Annotated in this window: 12 protein-coding genes; 4 read left to right on the forward strand and 8 right to left on the reverse strand. The window is 68.6% G+C overall.

Annotated features, from left to right (window positions below; all coding sequences use genetic code 11):
• Window positions 1–19 precede the first annotated feature (19 nt).
• Genes HH212_RS16210 through HH212_RS16220 form a run of 3 tightly spaced genes read left to right on the forward strand, consistent with a single transcriptional unit; the run spans window position 20 to window position 8,020 of the window.
• Complete coding sequence (locus tag HH212_RS16210; RefSeq protein WP_170203414.1) at window positions 20–3,220, forward strand: efflux RND transporter permease subunit; 3,201 nt, start codon at window positions 20–22, stop codon at window positions 3,218–3,220.
• Window positions 3,217–6,528, forward strand: coding sequence for an efflux RND transporter permease subunit (locus HH212_RS16215; protein ID WP_170203415.1), 3,312 nt, complete (start codon window positions 3,217–3,219; stop codon window positions 6,526–6,528). The genes HH212_RS16210 and HH212_RS16215 overlap by 4 nt, the downstream gene beginning before the upstream one ends.
• 22 nt (window positions 6,529–6,550) lie before the next feature.
• Window positions 6,551–8,020 carry an efflux transporter outer membrane subunit gene (locus tag HH212_RS16220; protein WP_170203416.1) on the forward strand — a complete coding sequence of 490 codons (1,470 nt, stop codon included), beginning with the start codon at window positions 6,551–6,553 and terminating at the stop codon, window positions 8,018–8,020.
• A 213-nt stretch (window positions 8,021–8,233) separates the two neighbouring features.
• On the opposite strand, the gene HH212_RS16225 is transcribed toward HH212_RS16220, so the two are convergent.
• Together HH212_RS16225 and HH212_RS16230 are read right to left on the reverse strand one after the other, a co-directional pair.
• Window positions 8,234–8,590 (reverse strand): DMT family transporter, encoded by a 357-nt coding sequence (locus HH212_RS16225; RefSeq protein WP_170203417.1) that lies wholly within the window; start codon window positions 8,588–8,590, stop codon window positions 8,234–8,236.
• A gap of 77 nt (window positions 8,591–8,667) precedes the next feature.
• Window positions 8,668–9,711, reverse strand: a complete 1,044-nt coding sequence (locus HH212_RS16230; RefSeq protein WP_170203418.1) for a bile acid:sodium symporter family protein — start codon at window positions 9,709–9,711, stop codon at window positions 8,668–8,670.
• Window positions 9,712–9,981: 270 nt separating this feature from the next.
• On the opposite strand from HH212_RS16230, the gene HH212_RS16235 reads away from it, so the two are divergent.
• The gene (locus HH212_RS16235) at window positions 9,982–12,117 is read left to right on the forward strand and encodes a S46 family peptidase (RefSeq protein ID WP_370663878.1); all 2,136 of its coding nucleotides are present in this window, start codon (window positions 9,982–9,984) and stop codon (window positions 12,115–12,117) included.
• A gap of 197 nt (window positions 12,118–12,314) precedes the next feature.
• Here HH212_RS16235 and HH212_RS16240 read toward each other — a convergent pair whose 3' ends face one another.
• The 6 genes from HH212_RS16240 to HH212_RS16265 form a co-directional block, all read right to left on the reverse strand.
• A complete protein-coding gene (locus tag HH212_RS16240) occupies window positions 12,315–13,787 on the reverse strand; it encodes a sensor histidine kinase (protein ID WP_170203419.1) in 1,473 nt (490 codons plus the stop codon).
• A 97-nt stretch (window positions 13,788–13,884) separates the two neighbouring features.
• The gene (locus tag HH212_RS16245; protein WP_170203420.1) at window positions 13,885–15,318 is read right to left on the reverse strand and encodes a sigma-54-dependent transcriptional regulator; all 1,434 of its coding nucleotides are present in this window, start codon (window positions 15,316–15,318) and stop codon (window positions 13,885–13,887) included.
• 16 nt (window positions 15,319–15,334) lie between these two features.
• Window positions 15,335–16,531: an FtsX-like permease family protein gene (locus HH212_RS16250; protein WP_170203421.1), complete on the reverse strand. Its 1,197-nt coding sequence runs from the start codon at window positions 16,529–16,531 to the stop codon at window positions 15,335–15,337.
• Window positions 16,531–17,772, reverse strand: coding sequence for an ABC transporter permease (locus tag HH212_RS16255; protein WP_170203422.1), 1,242 nt, complete (start codon window positions 17,770–17,772; stop codon window positions 16,531–16,533). The genes HH212_RS16250 and HH212_RS16255 overlap by 1 nt, the downstream gene beginning before the upstream one ends.
• Window positions 17,762–18,451, reverse strand: a complete 690-nt coding sequence (locus tag HH212_RS16260) for an ABC transporter ATP-binding protein (protein ID WP_170203423.1) — start codon at window positions 18,449–18,451, stop codon at window positions 17,762–17,764. Before HH212_RS16260 ends, HH212_RS16255 begins: the two co-directional genes overlap by 11 nt.
• Before the next feature lie 20 nt (window positions 18,452–18,471).
• On the reverse strand, window positions 18,472–19,719 hold the full coding sequence (locus HH212_RS16265) for an efflux RND transporter periplasmic adaptor subunit (RefSeq protein ID WP_170203424.1): 1,248 nt from the start codon (window positions 19,717–19,719) through the stop codon (window positions 18,472–18,474).
• Window positions 19,720–19,772: the final 53 nt, after the last annotated feature.

The raw sequence follows: 19,772 nt of genomic DNA on the forward strand, positions 1-19,772 counted from the left end.
GCGCGCGCCGGGAGCAGCCATGAGTCCATCCGCACCCTTCATCCGCCGCCCGGTCGCCACCGCGCTGCTGATGCTGGCGATCGTGCTGGCCGGCCTGGTCGGCTATAAACTGCTGCCGCTGTCGGCGCTGCCGCAGGTCGACTTCCCGACCATCCAGGTGCAGACGCTGTATCCGGGCGCCAGTCCGGAAGTGATGGCGCGCACCGTCACCGCGCCGCTGGAGCGCCAGTTCGGCCAGATGGCCGGCCTGTCGCGCATGAGTTCCACCAGCGCCGCCGGCGTGTCCGTGATCACGCTGCAGTTCGGCCTGGGCGAGACGCTCGACGTGGCCGAGCAGGAAGTGCAGGCGGCGATCAACGCCGGCGGCTCGCTGCTGCCGACCGACCTGCCGGCGCCGCCGGTGTACGCCAAGGTCAATCCGGCCGACGCGCCGGTGCTGACCCTGGCCATCACCTCGGACACCATGCCGCTGACCGAGGTGCAGAACCTGGTCAACACGCGCCTGGCGCTGAAGATCAGCCAGGTGACCGGCGTCGGCCTGGTGTCGCTGCAGGGCGGCCAGCGCCCGGCGGTGCGCATCCAGGCGAATACCGATGCGCTGGCTTCCTACGGCCTGGGCCTGGACACGCTGCGCACCGCGATCACCAACGCCAACGCCAACAGCGCCAAGGGCAGCTTCGACGGCCCCTCGCGCGCCTACACCATCAACGCCAACGACCAGCTGCTGACGGTGCCCGACTACAAGGGGCTGATCGTCGCCTACCGCAACGGCGCGCCGGTGCGTCTGTCCGACGTGGCGCAGGTGGTCGACAGCGCCGAGAACGTCAAGCTGGGCGCCTGGGCCGGCATGAAGCCGGCCATCATCCTCAACGTGCAGCGCCAGCCGGGCGCCAACGTGATCGCCACCGTGGACGCCATCAAGGAGCGCCTGCCCGAGCTGCAGGCCGGCCTGCCGCAGAACGTGCGCCTGGACGTGCTGTCCGACCGCACCACCGGCATCCGCGCCTCGGTCGAGCACGTGCAGATCGAGCTGGTGCTGGCGGTGCTGCTGGTGGTGCTGGTGATCTTCGCCTTCTTGCACAGCGTCCGCGCCACCGTCATCGCCAGCCTGGCGGTGCCGATCTCGCTGGTGGGCAGCTTCGGCGTGATGTACCTGCTCGGCTACAGCCTGAACAATCTGTCGCTGATGGCGCTGACCATCGCTACCGGCTTCGTGGTCGACGACGCCATCGTCATGATCGAGAACATCTCGCGCTACATCGAGGAAGGCGAGAAGCCGATGGACGCGGCCCTCAAGGGCGCGACCCAGATCGGCTTCACCATCATCTCGCTGACGGTATCGCTGATCGCGGTGCTGATCCCGCTGCTGTTCATGGGCGACGTGGTCGGCCGCCTGTTCCGCGAATTCGCGGTGACGCTGGCGATCACGATCTTGATTTCGGCGGTGGTCTCGCTGACGCTGGTGCCGATGATGTCGGCGCGCTGGCTCAAGCAGGAAGACAAGTCGCACGAAAGCGGCTTCGCCAAGAAATTCCAGGGCTTCTTCGACTGGGTCATCAAGCACTACGACCGCAGCCTGAACTGGGTGCTGGAACGCCAGGGCCTGACGCTGCTGGTGGCGCTCGGCACGGTGGCGCTGACCGCGCTGCTGTGGACCTTCATCCCGAAGAGCCTGTTCCCGACCCAGGACACGGGGCAGTTGCAGGCGCGCGTGGAAGCGAGACAAGCGATCTCGTATGCCGCGATGGCCGAGATGCAGCAGCGCGTGGCGCGCCAGGTGCTGGCCGACCCGGACGTGGCTTCGATCAGCTCGACGGTCGGCGTGGACGCCGCCAACAACACCATGCTGCACACCGGCACCATGCTGATCAACCTGAAGGAAGACCGCGCCGGCCAGGAAGAATTGATGGAGCGCCTGCGCCGCCGCGTGACCCAAAACGTGGCCGGCGCCACGCTGTACCTGCAGCCGACCCAGGACCTGACCATCGACGCCGAGAGCGGGCCGACCCAGTACCGCCTGTCGATCGAGGGCGCGGACACGAAAACCGTGACCGAGTGGGCCGGCAAATTGTCGGCGGCGATGGCGCGCCGCAAGGAAGTGCGCAACGTGGTGACCGATGCCGGCGCCACCGGCGCGGCGGCCTACGTCAACATCGACCGCGACAGCGCCTCGCGCCTGTCGGTGACCGCGTCCAACATCGACGACGCGCTGTACAGCGCCTACGGCCAGCGCATCGTCTCGACCATCTTCACCGAAACCAACCAGTACCGCGTGATCCTGGAAGCGCGCCAGGACGAGCAGATGTCGCTGGAATCGCTGGCCAACCTGCAGCTGCGCACCGGGTCCGGATCGGCCACGCCGCTGTCGGCCATCGCCACCGTCACCGAGCAGGCGGCGCCGCTGCAGATCACCCACGTGGCGCAGTACCCGGCCACCACCATCGGCTTCGACACCGCCTCCGGCGTGAAGCTGGGCACGGCGGTCGCCGCGATCAAGGAAGCGGCCGCCGAGATCAAGCTGCCGGCCTCGGTGACGATGACCTTCCTGGGTGCGTCCGGCGCCTACCAGTCGTCGCTGTCGAACCAGCTGTGGCTGATCCTGGCGGCGGTGGTGTGCGTGTACATCGTGCTCGGGGTGCTGTATGAAAGCTATATCCACCCGCTGACCATCCTGTCGACGCTGCCGTCGGCCGGCGTGGGCGCGCTGCTGGCGCTGATGATCAGCGGCCAGGGCCTGGGCGTGATCGGCATCATCGGCATCATCCTCCTGATCGGCATCGTGAAAAAGAACGCCATCATGATGATCGATTTCGCCATCGAGGCGGAGCGCGACGAGGGCAAGGACCCGCGCACCGCGATCCACCAGGCCGCGATGCTGCGCTTCCGCCCGATCATCATGACCACGCTGGCGGCGCTGTTCGCCGCCGTGCCATTGATGCTCGGCTGGGGCGAGGGCGCCGAGCTGCGCCGGCCGCTCGGCCTGGCCATCTTCGGCGGCCTGATCGTCAGCCAGCTGCTGACCCTGTTCACCACGCCGGTGATCTACCTGTCGTTCGACCGCCTGGCGCGGCGCTGGGGCGGCCAGCCGCCGGCCAAGCCGCACAGCGGCGCCAAGCCCGGACCGGACGGCGGGCAGAAGGGCAAGCCGCCGCATGAACACCAGCCGCAAGAGCCGGCCCTGCTGAAACCGCCGGTGAATGCGCGCGAGGCCGACGCATGAATTTGTCGAAGCCCTTCGTCAACCGGCCGATCGCCACCATCCTGCTGACGATCGGGCTGGCGCTGGCCGGCATCGCCGCCTTTTTCGTGCTGCCGGTGTCGCCGCTGCCGCAGGTGGATTTTCCGGCGATTTCCGTCAGCGCCAACCTGCCGGGCGCCAGCCCGGACACGATGGCGTCGTCGGTGGCGACGCCGCTGGAGCGGCGCCTGGCGACCATCGCCGGCGTCAACGAGATCACCTCGAACAGCGGCAACGGCCAGACCCGCATCAGCCTGCAGTTCGAGCTGAACCGCCAGATCGACGCCGCCGCGCGCGAGGTGCAGGCCGCGATCAACGCCTCGCGCGCCGACCTGCCGTCCACGCTGCGCAGCAACCCCACCTACCGCAAGGCCAATCCGTCGGACGCGCCGGTGATCATCCTGGCGCTGACTTCGAAGACCCGCAGCCCCGGCCAGATCTACGACGAGGTGTCGAACCTGGTGCAGCAGAAGCTGGCCCAGGTCAAGGGCGTGGGCGACGTCGAGATCGGCGGCGGCTCGCTGCCGGCGGTGCGCGTCGACCTGAACCCGTACCTGCTGAACCGCTACGGCGTGTCCAGCGAAGACGTGCGCGCCGCCATCCAGGCCAGCAATCCGAACCGCCCGAAAGGCGCGCTCGAAGGCAGCGGCATGCGCCTTCAGATCTATTCGCAGGCGAACACCCCGACGGGCGGCCGCACCGCGGCGGATTATCGCGGCCTGATCGTGGCCTGGCGCGACGGCGCCGGTATCCGCCTGCAGGACATCGCCGACGTGACCGACAGCGTCGAGAACATCAACACGCTCGGCCTGTTCAACGGCCAGCCGTCGGTGATCGTGCTGGTCACGCGCCAGCCGGGCGCCAACATCATCGAGACCGTGGACGGCGTGCGCGCGCTGCTGCCGTCGCTGCAGGCCCAACTGCCGCAGGACGTCAGCCTGCAGGTGGCCTCGGACAGCACCAATTCGATCCGCTCGTCGCTGCACGAGATCGAGGCCACGCTGGGCATCTCGATCCTGCTGGTGGTGCTGGTGGTGAGCGTGTTCCTGCGCAGCGTGCGCGCCACCGTGGTGCCGGCGGTGGCCACCGTGGTCTCGCTGCTGGGCACCTTCGGCGTGATGTACATGCTCGGCTTCTCGCTCAACAACCTGTCGCTGATGGCGCTGACGGTGGCCACCGGTTTCGTGGTCGACGACGCCATCGTGGTGCTGGAAAACACCAGCCGCCACGTGGAAGAGGGCATGGACCGCATGAAGGCGGCCCTGCTGGGCGCCCAGGAAGTCGGTTTCACCGTGCTGTCGATCAGCCTGTCGCTGGTGGCGGTGTTCATCCCGCTGCTGTTCATGGGCGGCCAGGTCGGGCGCCTGTTCCGCGAATTCGCGGTGACGCTGTCGGTGGCGGTGATGATCTCGCTGGTCATCTCGCTGACCACCACGCCGATGCTGTGCGCCATGCTGCTGAAACCGCCGAAGGAAGGCGAAAGGAAAAAGCAGCCCGGCCGCCTGGCGCGCTGGTCCGAGGCCGGTTTCGACAAGATCCTGAAAGGCTACGAGCACGCGCTCGACTGGGCGCTGGATGCCAAGCTGCTGGTGATGCTGATCCTGGCCTTCGTGGTCGGCCTGAACGTGTTCCTGTTTTCAAGCGCGCCGAAGGGCTTCTTCCCGCAGCAGGACACCGGCCAGATCAACGGCGGCATGCGCGCCGACCAGAGCATCTCGTTCCAGGCCATGCAGGGCAAGCTGTACCAACTGGTCAACATCATCCGGCGCGACCCGGCGGTGGACACCGTGGTCGGCTTCACCGGCGGCTCGCGCGCCGGCGGCGGCTTCATGTTCGTCAATTTGAAGCCGGCCTCGCAGCGCAAGAAGGGAGAGAGCGGCCAGGCCGTGATCGCGCGCCTGCGCCCGCAACTGGCCAAGGTCACCGGCGTGCAGCTGTTCCTGAACCCGGTGCAAGACTTGCGCATGGGCGGGCGCCAGAGCAATTCGACCTACCAGTACACGATGAAGAGCGACAGCCGCGTCGACCTGCGCAACTGGGCCACCAGGCTGGCCGACGCCATGCGCACCCGCAAGGAGCTGATCGACGTGGACACCGACCAGGCCGAGAACGGCGTGGAGACCTACGTCGAGATCGACAAGGACAGCGCCTCGCGCCTGGGCATCTCGGCCAAGGACATCGACAATGCGCTGTACAACGGCTTCGGCCAGCGCCAGGTGGCCAACATCTACGACGAGCTGAACCAGTACCACGTGATCATGGGCGTGGCGCAGAAGTATGCGCAGTCGCCGGAAGCGCTGGACGACGTCTACGTGCCGGCCGCTGCCGCTTCCACCACTTCCACCGCGGCCACCAGTACCGCCAGCACCGCCACGGCCAGCTCGACGGCGACCGCCACTACCGCGTCCACCAGCGGTGGCGGCGGCACCCCGACCAGTTCCACCAACCTGACCGCGGCGCGCGACCCGTCCAGCGGCTCGGCGCTGTCGACCCGCGCCACCACCATGGTGCCGCTGTCGGCGATCGCGCGCTTTGCCGAGCGTTCGACTCCGAGTTCGGTGAACCACCAGGACGGCGAACTGTCGACCACGATCTCGTTCAACCTGGCGCAGGGCGTCTCGCTGTCGGAAGCGCAGGCGGCCGTGCGCCAGGCCGAGGCCGACATCGGCATGCCGAACAACGTGCGCGGCAGCTTCCAGGGCCAGGCCAAGCAGGCGCAGGAATCGAACAAGCAGCAGCCGCTGCTGATCCTGGCGGCGATCGTGGTCATCTACATCGTGCTGGGCATCCTGTACGAAAGCCTGGTGCACCCGGTCACCGTGCTGTCGACGTTGCCGTCGGCCGGCGTGGGCGCGGTGCTGGCGCTGCTGATGTTCCGGCTGGACTTCTCGATCATCGCGCTGATCGGTGTGTTCCTGCTGATCGGCATCGTCAAGAAGAACGCCATCCTGATCATCGACTTCGCGCTGGAGGCGGAACGCGCGCGCGGCATCTCCGCCACCGAGGCGGTGCGCGAAGCCTGCCTGCTGCGCTTCCGCCCGATCCTGATGACCACCCTCGCCGCGGCGCTGGGCGCCTTGCCGCTGGCGATCGGCTTCGGCGAAGGCTCCGAACTGCGCCAGCCGCTCGGCATCGCCATCATCGGCGGGCTGCTGGCCAGCCAGGTGCTGACCCTGCTGACCACGCCGGTGGTGTACGTCTACCTCGACAAGCTGCGCAGCCGCAAGCCCGACGAGCACGAACTGGCGCGCCACCCGCACGACGCGCAGCCGGCGCCCACCCATTCCTGACCTTATGAGCATGAAAGCAGCGATGCGCAACAAATCCTCCTTCCGTCCCGCCTTGCGTCCGGCACTCAACGCTGTGGCGCTGGCCTGCGCCGTGCTGGCCGCCGGCTGCTCGGTCAGCCCGACCTACCAGCGCCCGAGCACGCCGGCGCCGGCCGCCTTCAAGGAACTGCAGGGCTGGAGCCCGGCGGCGCCGGCCGATGCCCTCGAACGCGGGCCGTGGTGGGACCTGTTCGGCGATCCGCTGCTGTCGCAGCTGGCGTCCCAGGTCGAGGTCTCGAACCAGAATGTGGCGGCCGCGGTGGCCGCCTATGCCCAGGCGCGCGCGCTGGTGGCCCAGCAGCGCGCGGCGCTGTTCCCGACCGTGTCGCTGAGCGGTTCCGGCACGCGCTCGGGCACGCGCGGCGGCGGCGGCAGCGCCAGTGTCGACACCAACGGCAACATCGTCGGCGGCAGCGGCGGCGGCAGTGTCGGCAACAACTACCGGCTGTCGATCGGCGGCAGCTGGGAGCCGGACGTGTGGGGGCGCCTGCGCGCCGGCGTGAATGCCGCGCGCGCCAGCGCCGAAGCCAGCGCCGCCGACCTGGCGTCGGCGCGCCTGTCGGCGCAGGGCGAGCTGGTGCTGGACTACCTGTCGCTGCGCTCGATCGACGCCCAGCGCGAGATCCTGAATACGACCATCGCCGCCTACGAGCGCGAGCTGAAGATCACCACCAACCGCTTCGACGTCGGCATCGTGCCGCATTCGGACGTCTACCAGGCGCAGACCCAGCTCTCCACGGCGCGCGCCGACGAACTCGGCCTGCGCAGCCAGCGCGCCCAGCTCGAGCACGCGATCGCGGTCCTGGTCGGCAAGGCGCCGGCCGACTTCGCGCTGTCACCGGCGCCGTGGAACACGGTCGTGCCGGCGGTACCGGTCGGGGTGCCGTCGACGCTGCTGCAGCGCCGCCCGGACATCGCCGCCGCCGAGCGCGCGGTGGCCGCCGCCAACGAGCAGATCGGCATCGCCCGCTCGGCCTACTTCCCCGACATCGGCCTGAGCGCATCCTACGGCACCGCCGCGACCACGGTGGGCGATTTGTTCAACGCCTCGGCCGCGGCCTGGTCGTTCGGCCTGTCGGCGGCGCAGACCCTGTTCAACGCCGGCGCCACCCGCGCCGCCGTCGACAGCGCGCGCGCCCAGCAGGAGCGCTACGCCGCGCTGTACCGCCAGACCGTGCTGGCCGCCTTCGCCGACGTCGAGAACCAGCTGTCCGCCACCCAGGTGCTGGCCCAGCAGCAAGACCTGCGCCGCCAGGCCTCGGAAGCCGCCGACAAGGTCGAGCAGCAGATCACCAACCGCTACAAGGCCGGCCAGGTCAGCTACACCGAGGTGGTGCAGGCCCAGATCACCGCCCTGAGCGCCCGCCGCACCCTGGTGCAGGTACAGGCCGACCGCCAGACCACCGCCATCGCCCTGATCCAGTCCCTCGGCGGCGGCTGGCACACCCCCTGACCGCCATGGCGCAGTCAATTCGGGGTCAGAGCACATTGGCGCTGCATTTCGGGGTCAGAGCACTTTGTCGATCAATGTTACGGAAACAAAGTAGCATCCTGCTTCAGAGGGAAGCGGGTGCTCGCGAAACCGGCAGTGTCGTGTTTCGGCTGCACTGCGCATTGTGCTCTGACCCCGAATCGGCCGTGCAAAGTGCTCTGACCCCGAATTTCGTTAATGTCCCGACGACAATTTCATCAACACCAGCCCGCCGACGATCAGCGCGGCGGCGCACAGGCGCATGGGCGTGACGGCTTCGCCCAGCACGACGATGCCGACGGCAAAGCTGCCGATGGCGCCGATGCCGGTCCAGACGGTGTAGGCGGTGCCCAGCGGCAGGCTGCGCATCGCGACCGACAGCAAGCCGAAGCTGGCGGCCATGGCGGCCAGGGTGACGAGCGAGGGAGCGAGCCTGCCGAAGCCGTCCGACAGTTTGAGCGTGTAGGCCCACACGACTTCGAGCAGGCCGGCGGCAAGCAACAGGATCCAGGCGAGGTTGGCGGACAGGACGGAAGTGAAATGCGAGCGCATGCGGCTCTCCTTGCAAGAGCCGGGCCGTCCCGGACATGTTCCACGATGGGGGAGGCCGTCCTCCCGGTGTGATGCGATTATAGCGGCAGACCGCGCTGCACCGCGTCCGCCTCGAGCGCGCGCGCCTCCGCCTGGCGCGCCCAGCGCGCCGCCAGCACCGCGCACACCATCAGCTGGATCTGGTGGAACAGCATCACCGGCAGGATCACCATGCCCAGCGCGCCCGGCGCGAACAGCACCTTGGCCATCGGTACGCCGCTGGCCAGGCTTTTCTTGGAGCCGCAGAACACGATGGTGATCTCGTCCTCGCGCGAAAAGCCGAGGCGGCGGCTGGTCCAGGTAGCCAGCGCCAGCGCCACCGCCAGCAGCAGCGCGCACACCACGCCCAGCGTCACCAGCGAGCCGGGCGACAGCTTGTGCCACAGGCCCTCGTTGACCGATTCGCTGAAGGCGGTGTACACCACCAGCAGGATCGAACCCTGGTCGACGATCTTCAGCATCGGCTTGTGGCGGTCGACCCATTTGCCGATCCACGGGCGCAGGAACTGGCCGGCCAGGAAGGGCAGCAGCAGCTGCTCGACGATGCTCCACACCGCATCCAGCGTCGAGCCGGGGCCGTGCGCCGAGCCGCGTACGATCAGGGTCGACACGAGCAGCGGCGTGACGAAGATGCCGACGAAGTTGGAGGCCGAAGCGCTGCACACCGCCGCCGCCACGTTCCCGCGCGCCATCGAGGTGAAGGCGATCGAGGACTGCACGGTCGAGGGCAGGGTGCACAGGAACAGGATGCCGATGTACAGGTTGGCGTCGATCACGCTGCCGGCCAGCGGCTTCAGGGCCAGCCCGAGCAGCGGGAACATGACGAAGGTCGAGGCCAGCACCAGCAGGTGCAGGCGCCAGTTGGTCAGGCCGGACAGCATGGCTTCGCGCGACAGCTTGGCGCCGTGCAGGAAGAACAGCAGGCCGATGGCGACCGTGGTCACCTTGCCCAGCACCACCGCGGTCTGGCCGCTGCAGGGCAGCACGCTGGCGAGCGCGACGGTGCCGAGCAGCCACAGGGTGAAGGTGTCGGGCGCCAGGCGGCGCAGGGAAGCGGTGGACCGTTGCAGGAAGGATGGCATGAGCGGCAGGAGACGTGGGGCGGGAGGGACGCCGGACCCATGATTCTAGCCTCATCCGCGCCGGCGCGCAGCAGCGGCGGCGGCGCTGTTCGCGTTCGTGCTCGGGCTCGTGCCCTACCGATGAAAACCGCCCGTATTCCGCCCTGACCCCGAATCGGCATTCGGCCCTGACCCCGAATGGCGGTGCGGTGGTTTTGTGTGACAAACTTATTTCCAGATATAAGCAGGGCGACTATACTCGCGCTTGCTTTTATTTACTGGGGTCTCATTTTGTTCAAATCCATTGTCCTGCCCGTCGCGCTGATGGGGGTGGTCACGGCCGCCCACGCCGACGAAGGCCAGTGGCAGCCGCACCAGCTGCCGCAGTTGAAATCCGAACTCAAGCGCATCGGCATCACCATCCCGGCCGAGAAACTGGCCGATTTGTCGAAGCATCCGATGAGCGCGATGGTGTCGCTGGGCGGCTGCTCGGCCTCGTTCGTATCGCCGGACGGCCTGGTGGTCACCAACCACCATTGCGCCTACGGCGCGGTGCAGCGCAACGCGACCCCGGAGCATAACTACATCGTCAACGGCTTCCTGGCCAAGACCCGCGCCGAGGAACTGCCGGGCGGCCCCAACACGCTGGTGTACGTGACCGAGAAGGTCGAGAACGTCACCGACCGCGTATTGAAGGGCCTGGCGCCGAACCTGTCCGGCAAGGAGCGCCACGAGCAGGTGGAAAGTCGCATCAAGGCGCTGATCGCCGAATGCGAGTCCGACAAGTCGTACCGCTGCTCGGTGCCGGCCTTCCACCGCGGCGGCGAGTATTACCGCATCCGCCAGCTGCTGATTCGCGACGTGCGCCTGGTGTACGCGCCGGCCGACGCGGTCGGCAACTTCGGCGGCGACATCGACAACTACGAATTCCCGCGCCAGGCCGGCGATTTTTCCTTCCTGCGCGCCTACGTCGGCAAGGACGGCCGCCCGGCCGACCCGTCGCCCGACAACGTGCCGTACCGCTCGAAGGACTTCCTGGTGGTCTCGGCGGAGGGCCTGAAGAATGGCGACCCGATCCTGCTGGCCGGCTACCCGGGCCGCACCAGCCGCTACAAGCTGCCGTCGGAAATCCGCTTCGCGCGCGACGTCGACTATCCGGCCAAGGTGGCGTCGATCACGGCCGATTTGTCGGTGATCGCCGCCTCCACCCTCGGCAACCCGAACTACGACGTGCGCTACGCCAGTGTGGCGAAGAGCCTGAACAACGTGCTGAAGAAGACGCAGGGCCTGCTGGACGGCTTCGCGCGCAAGGACATCGCCGCCATCAAGGACGTGCAGGACGCCGAGTTCCGCAACTGGTATAAACAACATGGCAAGGGCGGTTCGCTGCTGGGCGACCTCGACACCGCCATCGGCGCCGACATGCGCGCCACCCAGCAGGAAAGCGCCTGGCTTGAGGCCACCCACAGCGACCTGCTGAAAAGCGCGCGCACCCTGTACCGCCTGGCGCTGGAACGCCAGAAGCCGGACGCCCAGCGCGAAGCCGGCTACCAGGAACGCGACCTCTCCTTCATCAAGGCGCGCCTGACCCGCCTGGAGCAGTCGTTCGTGGCCAGCGTCGACCAGGCCCGCTACGCCGCCGCCCTGAACCGCTATGCGAAGATCGACCCGAAGCTGCGCCCGCAGGGCCTGGATGCGCTGCTGCCGGCACCGAACAACCTGCCGGCGCTGTACAAGTCGACCGAGCTGGGCGACACCAACAAGCGCCTGGCCTGGATCGGCAAGGACCCGGCCGCCTTCCGCGCGTCGAACGACCCGTTCATCCAGCTGGCGGTGCGCCTGCAGGACAGCGGCATGGCGCTGGAAGACCGCCGCAAGGAAGTCGACGGCAACCTGGAGCGCGTGGTGCCGCAGTACATGGAAGCGGTGATCGCCTGGAAGAAGTCGCAGGGCAAGCCGGTCTACCCGGACGCCAACTCGACGCTGCGCGTGACCTACGGCACGGTGGCGCCGTACACACCGCGCGACGGCATCGTCAAGGGGCCGTTCTCGACCGTGCAGGGCATCCTGGAAAAGGCGACGAACAAGGAGCCGTTCAACGCCCCGGCCAACCTGCTGCAGGCGATCCGCGACAAGCGCTACGGCGTGTTCAAGGACCCGGTACTGGGCACGGTGCCGGTCGACTTCCTGTCCAGCGCCGACACCACCGGCGGCAATTCCGGTTCGGCGGTGATGAACAAGCGCGGCGAACTGGTCGGCCTGAACTTCGATTCGACCTACGAGTCGATCACCAAGGACTGGTACTTCGACCCGGTCATCACGCGCGCGATCCACGTCGACATCCGCTACATGCTGTGGGTGATGAAGGAAGTCGACCATGCCGACAACCTGCTCAAGGAAATGACGATCAAGTATCCGAAACAATAACCGATACGTCATCGATGAAACCGCGCCTGGAGCGATCCCGGCGCGGTTTTTCATTTGTGGGTGCGTAGGGTGGACGGCTATGCCGTCCACGCGTTCATGCGACGCGTGCATATCGCGCGCCATCAATATCGGTTCCAGTCACGTGTTTGACGACGCAACCGCCGCGTATCACCGCGTGGACGGCACAGCCGTCCACCCTACCGGTGTCTCGTCCGCTCATCTGCCGGAAACCAGATATCGAAGCGCGTCTCGCCGTCCGCGCCCGGCGCCAGCGAATAGGTGCACCCGTGCCGGTTCAGCACTTCGCGCACGAACATCAGGCCGATGCCCTGGCCGCCCTTCTTGGTGCTGAAGAAGGGCGTGAACAGGCGCCGCACCGGCACCGCCCCCAGCTGGCCGCCGGAATCGATCACCGACAGGCGCATGCGCCTGCCGCCATCGGCATCGTCGTGCGCCAGTTCGACGCGGATGAAGTCCTGCGGCGCCGGCGCCGCATCGTGCATCTGCGCCGCTTCCGCATGAGCCAAGGCGGCGCGGCGCGCCTCCACCGCCTCGATCGCGTTCTTGACGATGTTCAGCAGCGCCTGCTCGACCAGCTGCACGTCGAGCGCCATCGGCGCCGCCGCGTCGCGCCGTCCCCAGCCGAGCGCGATGCCGCGCCGCTGGCAGGTTTCGCGGTTCAGCCACAGGATATCGTCCACCACGTCGCCGAGCGCGGCCGCGCGCAGCGCCAGCGCCGGCATCTTGACCACGTGGGTGAAACGGTCGATGAACTCGCCCAGGCTGGCGTTGCGGCGGCGCGCGGCGACGATGGCGGTGGCGAAGTCGTCGCCATCCTGCCGCGCCAGTTGGCCGCGGTAGTACAGCAGCGAATCGAGCACCGAGCCGGTGGCGGCCACGGTGTTGTTGACTTCGTGCGCCAGCACGCGGATCAGGCGCTCGTAGGTGGCGCGTTCCGAGTCTTCCAGTTCGGCCGTGAGTTCTTCCACCAGCAGGAAGTGGCGCGCGAAGCCGCGGTCGAAGAACTGGCCGCGGCGTGCCCGGTAGCGCCGCCCGCCGGTATCGGTCAGCAGCAGGCTGGCGTGCAGGGGCAGGGCGTCGAGCTGGCGCGCCAGGTCGCGGCTGCGTTCGCGCGCCCGCGCATCGAACGCGCCGTCGAAATCGCCATCGCCGCTGCCCTCATCGGCCCAGTGCGACAACGGCCGGCCCAGCGGCTGCGCCAGGCCGAGCAGGGCGGCGGCGCCGGCGTTCAGCAGGCTGATGCGGCGGTCGAAGTCGAATACCAGCACCGCGCCCGGCGTGGCTTCGAGCAGGCGGTCCAGAAAACCCTGCTGTTCGCCCAGCGCCAGGCGCTCGCGGTGCAGCGCGTCCAGCATGGCGTTGAACATGCCGACCAGGTCGTCGAGCTCGCGCATGCCGGGCGCGGCCAGGCGGCCGGCATACTGCTGGTCCTGCAGCAGCTCGTGGAAGCGGCGCGTGTAGCCGAGCGGTTCGAGCGCGCGCCGCAGCAGTAGCCAGCCGAGCGCCAGGCTCGCTGCCAGCGCCGCCTCGGCGCCGACGAACAGCGCCGGCCGCGCCGGCAGCAGCAGGGTGGCGCAGCCGAACAAGGGCAGGTGCAGCGCCAGCAGGTAGGCAGTGAAGCGGGTGCGCAGCGTCGGCGGCAGAGGCATGCGCAGATTCATACGCAAATTCAGGCGCGGATTCACGGGCAGGCGCATGCGTCTCGCCGCAGCGCGCTACCGTGATGCGCAAAGTGAAGGCGGCGCGTCATTCGTTGCTGCGGTCGCCGGCCTCGCCATCGCCCAGGCCGTGCCGTTCCAGGCGCCGGTACAGCGCCGTGCGCGACAGCCCGAGCATGCGTGCCACCCGCGAGATGTTGCCGGTGTGCTGCTGCAGCGCCTGTTCGATCATGTGGCGCTCCACCTGTTCCAGCGTCATGCCGTCCACGCCCAGGCGCGCGCCCGGCACGCCTTCGTCGACGGCGGCGGTCGCGATGAAGTCGGCCTGCGTCAGCGGCCGGCCGCCCGGCCGGTCCTGGCCGGCCAGCAGCAGCGTGCGCTCCAGCGTCTGGCGCAGCTGGCGGATGTTGCCCGGCCACGGCTGCGCCGCCAGCCAGTCCAGCGCCGCCGGCGCCAGCTTGATGTCGTCCAGGCCGTAGGCGGCGCACACGCCGGCGCCGATATGGCGCGCCAGCAGCGGGATGTCGCTGCGCCGTTCGCGCAGCGGCGGCAGGCGGATCGTGATCAGGTTGAGGCGGTAGAACAGGTCTTCGCGAAACTCCCCGCTCGCCACCAGCTCGGCCAGTTCGCGGTTGGTGGCCGAGACCACGCGCACGTCGGCCTGCTCCGCGCGGCTGGCGCCGACCGGCTGGTAGCGCTGGTCCTGCAGCACGCGCAGCAGCTTGACCTGGTCGCCGCGGTTGAGCTCACCGATCTCGTCGAGGAACAGGGTGCCGCCGTCGGCGCTGGCGACGTGGCCCTTGCGGTCGCTCCTGGCGTCCGTAAAGGCGCCGCGCACGTGGCCGAACATCTCGCTCTCGAACAGAGAAGGCGTGATCGCGCCCATGTTGATCTTGACGACCGGCCGCGCCGCGCGCGGGCTGTTGCGGTGGATGGCGTCGGCCACCAGTTCCTTGCCGGTGCCGCTCTCGCCCAGGATCAGCACCGGCGCGCGCGTGCGCGCCACCTGGCCGATGGTCTCCAGCACCTTCAGCAGCTTCGGGTGTTCGCCGACGATGGCGCCGAAGTCGAAGCGCGCGTCCAGCGCGGCGCGCGCCGATCGCGGCGGGTTCGATGTGGCGCGGGCGGCATCCGGCGCCAGCTGCAGGGTCGCCTCGACCAGCTCGACCAGTTGCGCATTGTCCCAGGGCTTGGTGAAGAAGTTGGCGGCGCCGGCTTTCACCCCGCGCACGGCCAGGGCGATCGAGCCCCAGGCCGTCATCAACAGCACCGGCACGCCGGGATGGCGTTCCTTGACCTGCGCGAGCAGCGCCAGGCCTTCCTCGCCGTCGGTACGCAGGGAAAAATTCATGTCCTGCAGCACCAGGTCGACCGGCGTCGCCGCCAGCCGGGCCAATGCCTGGCGCGGATCGTCCGCGCACACGGTGGCGAAGCCGGCCTGCTTGAGCAGCAGGGCCAGCGAGACCTGCACCGCGCCGTCGTCGTCGACGATCAGGACGCACTGCCTGCGATGTGGTTCCATGCGATGTTCGTGATCGTTATTCGTAGTGCAGCGCCTGCGCCGGATGCAGGCGGCTGGCGCGCCAGCCCGGGTAGAGCGAGCACAGCAAGGATAGCAGATAGATCACGCCCATCGACAGCGCCGCCGCCCCCAGGAACACCGGCCAGTCCAGGCTCGCGCCCAGTGCGCCGGTCAGCGGCAGCTGCGCCAGCAGCGCCAGCCCGGGCAGCATGGCGACGGAGCTGAGCAGCAGCTGTTCGAGCACGATCTGGCGGTAGATGTCGCCGGCGCGCGCGCCGACCGCGCGGCGCAGGCCGATCTCGGGAATGCGCCGCGTGGTGTTTTGCCACAGCACGCCGAACAGGCCGAAGGCGACCATGGCCAGCATGAAGGCGGCGATCACGGCGATCACGGCCAGCGGCACCAGCTGTTCCTTCATCTGCGACGCGCGCATCGCCGCCAACGGCTGGATCGTGTACGACCAGTCGTTGCGCACCAGCCGCAATTGCCGGTTCAGCGCCGCCTCGACACTGCGCGGCGTGCCCGGCGCCAGCTTCACGAGCATCGTGCGCACGCGCGCCGCGCTCGCCTGCGGCGCGAACCGGGTGAAGACGAAGTTCACCGGCGTCATCAGCGGGTGGCGGTGGCGGTAGGTGTCGACGATGCCGATCACTTCCAGCGTGGTCGTGACGCGGCCGTCGGTCCGGGTGAAGCGGCGCCCGAGCGCATCCTGGCCGGGGAACAGGACCGCCGCCAGGCGCCGGTTCAGCAGCGCCGGCTGCACCGCCGCGCCCTCGTCGGCGGCGGAGAACCAGCGCCCGCGCGCGACCCGCATGCCGGTCGCCGCGGCGAAGCCGTCGCTGGCTTCCAGGATGTTGGTGCTGACCTTGGCGCCGGTGGCCGGCGAATCGACGTCGGTGGTCCAGGTCGAATTCGTGTAGGGCGAGTAGGAAGCGAAGCCGGCTTCGCGCACCGCCGGCAGCGCCAGCAGGGCGCGCCGCAGCTTGTCGTAGACGTCGGCCGGGATGCTCTCGGCCTTGGCGTCGCCGGTGGCGACCTGCACCGACCAGGCGTCGGTGCCGTCGAAGCCGATCGGTTCGCGGTACAGCTGCCAGCTGCGCAGGACGAAGGCGGCAATGCCGAACACGATGGCGAAGGCGAGCAGGATCTCCAGGCTCAGCATCAGGTTCCTGGACTTGCGTTTCCAGGTCAGTTGCAACAGGTGGCGCAGCATCAGGCGGCTCCTTTCAGGGCATGGACGGGATCGAGGCGCGACATCTTCCAGGCCGGGATCACGCCGGAGAGCAGGCCGAACAAAAAGGCCAGCAGCATGCCGACGCCGAACACGCGCAGGTCGATGTGGACCTCGAGATAGGGAATCAACCGGGACGCTTCCAGCCACCACAGCGCCAGCCGGCTGCAGGCCAGGCCGAGCAGGCCGCCGGCGAGGCACAGCAGCACGTTCTCGACCACCAGCTGGCCGACCAGCTGCGCGCTGGTGGCGCCGAAGGCCTTGCGCACGCCGATCTCGCTGCTGCGCTCGAGGATGCGGCCCATGTTCAAATTGACCAGGTTGAGCGCCGGCAGCAGCATGAAGGCCAGCATGGCGCCGCCGATGATCGCCAGCAGCCTGGCGGCGCCGGAATCGGCATCGCTTTGTCGTTCGAGCAGCACGCGGGCGAACACGTCGAGCTTGCTGTCGGCCCAGAACACGGTGCTCGACAAGGTGCGCGGGTCCTCCGTCACGAAGGTGGTGGCGATGCGCGCGACCTCGCGCCGGATGCGCGGCAGGTCGGCCGGGTCGCGCGCCAGCAGCAGGGCGGCGAAATTGCCGGTCAGTTCGCCCTGGTAGGCGGTCGAGGGAAAGCTGGACAGGGGTGCCCACATGTCGGCGAAGGCGTTCACGTGCAGCACGTCCGCCACCACGCCGATGACCTGGAACACCTGGCCACCGACGCTCAGGGTATGGCCCACCGCCGCGCCGTCCGCGAACAGCTGGCGCGCGGTGGTGGCGTTGAGGACCGCGACCAGGCGGCCGTTGCGGTCGTCGTCCTCGTCCGGCAGGCGGCCGGCCAGCAGCTTGAAGTCGAGGATCTGCCAGTAATCGGCATCCACGCGCCGCAACTGCAGCTGGCTGACGCGGTCGCCCTGGTAGGCCGAGACCTCGCCCGGCACCGTGATCGCCGACACCCGTTCGACGCCCTGCATGGGCTTGAGGTACTGGTCGATGGTCTTGTAGCCCAGCAGGGTGGTGCGGAAGTTGTGGCCGTCGGCGCTGGAACTGCGGATGCCGTACACCTGCAGCATGCGCCCGCTCTTGCCTTCCACGCCGGTGGGAAAGAATGCGGTCTCCAGCAGCGCGGTGATCACCATCAGCACCACCAGCGTGAGCACGATGCAGGTGAGATTAATCAGTGTAAACAGTTTGCGCCGCATGAAGACCTTGTACGCGGTCAGCAGGTAGTTACGCAGCATGGACGTGCTCCGTATCCACCAGCTGGCCGTCGAACACGCGCACGATGCGGTTGACGCGGCGTGCTTCCTGTTCGTCGTGGGTGACCATCACCACGGTGGTGCCCTCGCGGTTCAGGCCGAGCAGGATGTCCATCACTTCGGCGCCCATCCTGCTGTCCAGGTTGCCGGTCGGCTCGTCGGCCAGCAGCACCTGCGGCTGGCCGACGATGGCGCGCGCGATCGCCACGCGCTGCTGCTGGCCGCCGGACAGCTGGTTCGGGTAATGGTCCATGCGCGCGCCCAGGCCGACCTTTTCCAATGCCGCGCGCGCCAGCCGGCGCCGTTCGGCGCTGCCCGCGCCATCCTTGCGGTACAAGAGCGGAAGCTCGACGTTGTCGATCACGCGCAGGTCCGGGATCAGATGAAAACTCTGGAAGATGAAGCCGAAGCTGCGGTTGCGCAGCGCCGCCAGCCGGCGTTCGCCGATGCGCTCGACCGCCGCGCCGCCCACCTCGACGCTGCCGCTTCCCGGCCGGTCGAGCAGACCGATGATGTTCAGCAGCGTGCTCTTGCCGCAGCCGCTCGGCCCCATCAGCGCCACGAATTCGCCTTCCCTGACGTGCAGGTCGATGTCCTTGAGCGCCAGCGTCTCGACCTTGTCGGTCCGGTAGGTCTTGCTGACCTTGTGCAGCCTGATCATGTGTTCTGCTCCTTGTGGTTTCAATTCGTGATGCGGATGGTGTCCAGTTCCTTGAAGGCGGCGGTGTCGGACACGATGAAGCGGTCCCCGGCACGCGCGCCGGCCGCCACCTCGACCACCTTGCCGTCGCCCGCGCCCAGTTCCAGCACGGTCTTGCGCGCCATGCCGCCGTCCACCCGGAAGGCCGGCTGGCGGCCGCGGCCGTTGAAGGCAGCGCCCTTGTCGATTACCAGCACGCCGGCGCGGCGCGCGGTGACCACGTCGACGTCGACGCGCATCTTGTTGCGCAGCTGCGGATTGTGCGGCTGGGCCAGGTCGACCAGCAGCTTGATGCTGCCGTTCTGGATTTCGGGCAGGATGGTGCGCACCGTGCCGGCCAGCACCGCGCCGTTCTGCGCCACGCGGACCGGCTGGCCCGGCGCCAGCTGGCGCGCGTGGAAGTCGGACAGGCTGGCCTCGACCCGGTAGTTGTTCAGTTCGGACACGCGCGCCACCAGCTGCCCGGCCGCCACGCTGGCGCCTTCTTCCTCGACCAGCGAAGTCAGCATGCCGGAAAAGGGCGCGCACACGCGCGTCTGCGCCAGCAAGCCTTCCTGGCGTGCGATCTGCTTGTGCAGGATCGCCTGCTGCAGCCGGGCGGCGGCGATGGCGCCGGCGGTGGCGCGACGCGTGTCCTCGACCAGCTCGCGCTGCTGGCGCAGCTGGATCTCGTTGCGCTGCACGTTCAGCTGCGCCGTCAGCAGGTCTTCGCCGGACACCAGGCCGCTGCTGCGCAGCTTCTGGTTGCGCTCGTGGCGCGCGCGCGCCGACTGCAGATCGATTTCCAGCAGCTCGATGCTGCTCCTGGTCTGCTTGATCTTCTGCGCCATCTCCAGCGCCAGGACGTCGACGCGGTTGTCCTGCTGCGCCAGCTGTTCCTTGAACGCTTCCAGTGCCAGGCGGATCTCGCGGTCGTCCAGTTCCAGCAGCAGCTCGCCGGCCCCGACCTGCTGGCCCGGCTTGGCATGCACGCGCGCCACGCGGCTGGCGCCGGGACTGGACACCACTTCCTCGTGCACGGGAATGATCACGCCGGCGGCGTTGATCGTGTTGTCGACGTCGCCGCGCCGGACTTCGGCCACGACGATGTCGGCGGCGCCGACGCCGGGCCGCAGCGCGCGGTTGGCGCCCCACAGCACGGCGCCGAAGAGGACCGCGAGGGCCAGCGCGCCGGCCAGGTGGCGCCGGCGGCGGCGCTGCAGGATGTCGATGCCGATGGCGTGGTCCATGGTGCGCAAGGCGATGACGAGTTGGTTGGAATGCCATCCCTGTTGCAAGCCCC

It is taken from the genome of Massilia forsythiae, from assembly GCF_012849555.1.
In the GTDB taxonomy this organism is placed as follows: Bacteria; Pseudomonadota; Gammaproteobacteria; order Burkholderiales; family Burkholderiaceae_D; genus Telluria; species Telluria forsythiae.

What these genes read in the sequence shown, in the direction of transcription:
- HH212_RS16210 (WP_170203414.1), top strand. Translation starts at nt 20, where the DNA reads ATGAGTCCATCCGCACCCTTCATCCGCCGCCCGGTCGCCACCGCGCTG.
- HH212_RS16215 (WP_170203415.1), top strand. Translation starts at nt 3,217, where the DNA reads ATGAATTTGTCGAAGCCCTTCGTCAACCGGCCGATCGCCACCATCCTG.
- HH212_RS16220 (WP_170203416.1), top strand. Translation starts at nt 6,551, where the DNA reads ATGCGCAACAAATCCTCCTTCCGTCCCGCCTTGCGTCCGGCACTCAAC.
- HH212_RS16225 (WP_170203417.1), bottom strand. Translation starts at nt 8,590, where the DNA reads ATGCGCTCGCATTTCACTTCCGTCCTGTCCGCCAACCTCGCCTGGATC.
- HH212_RS16230 (WP_170203418.1), bottom strand. Translation starts at nt 9,711, where the DNA reads ATGCCATCCTTCCTGCAACGGTCCACCGCTTCCCTGCGCCGCCTGGCG.
- HH212_RS16240 (WP_170203419.1), bottom strand. Translation starts at nt 13,787, where the DNA reads ATGCCTCTGCCGCCGACGCTGCGCACCCGCTTCACTGCCTACCTGCTG.
- HH212_RS16245 (WP_170203420.1), bottom strand. Translation starts at nt 15,318, where the DNA reads ATGGAACCACATCGCAGGCAGTGCGTCCTGATCGTCGACGACGACGGC.
- HH212_RS16250 (WP_170203421.1), bottom strand. Translation starts at nt 16,531, where the DNA reads ATGCTGCGCCACCTGTTGCAACTGACCTGGAAACGCAAGTCCAGGAAC.
- HH212_RS16255 (WP_170203422.1), bottom strand. Translation starts at nt 17,772, where the DNA reads ATGCTGCGTAACTACCTGCTGACCGCGTACAAGGTCTTCATGCGGCGC.
- HH212_RS16260 (WP_170203423.1), bottom strand. Translation starts at nt 18,451, where the DNA reads ATGATCAGGCTGCACAAGGTCAGCAAGACCTACCGGACCGACAAGGTC.
- HH212_RS16265 (WP_170203424.1), bottom strand. Translation starts at nt 19,719, where the DNA reads ATGGACCACGCCATCGGCATCGACATCCTGCAGCGCCGCCGCCGGCGC.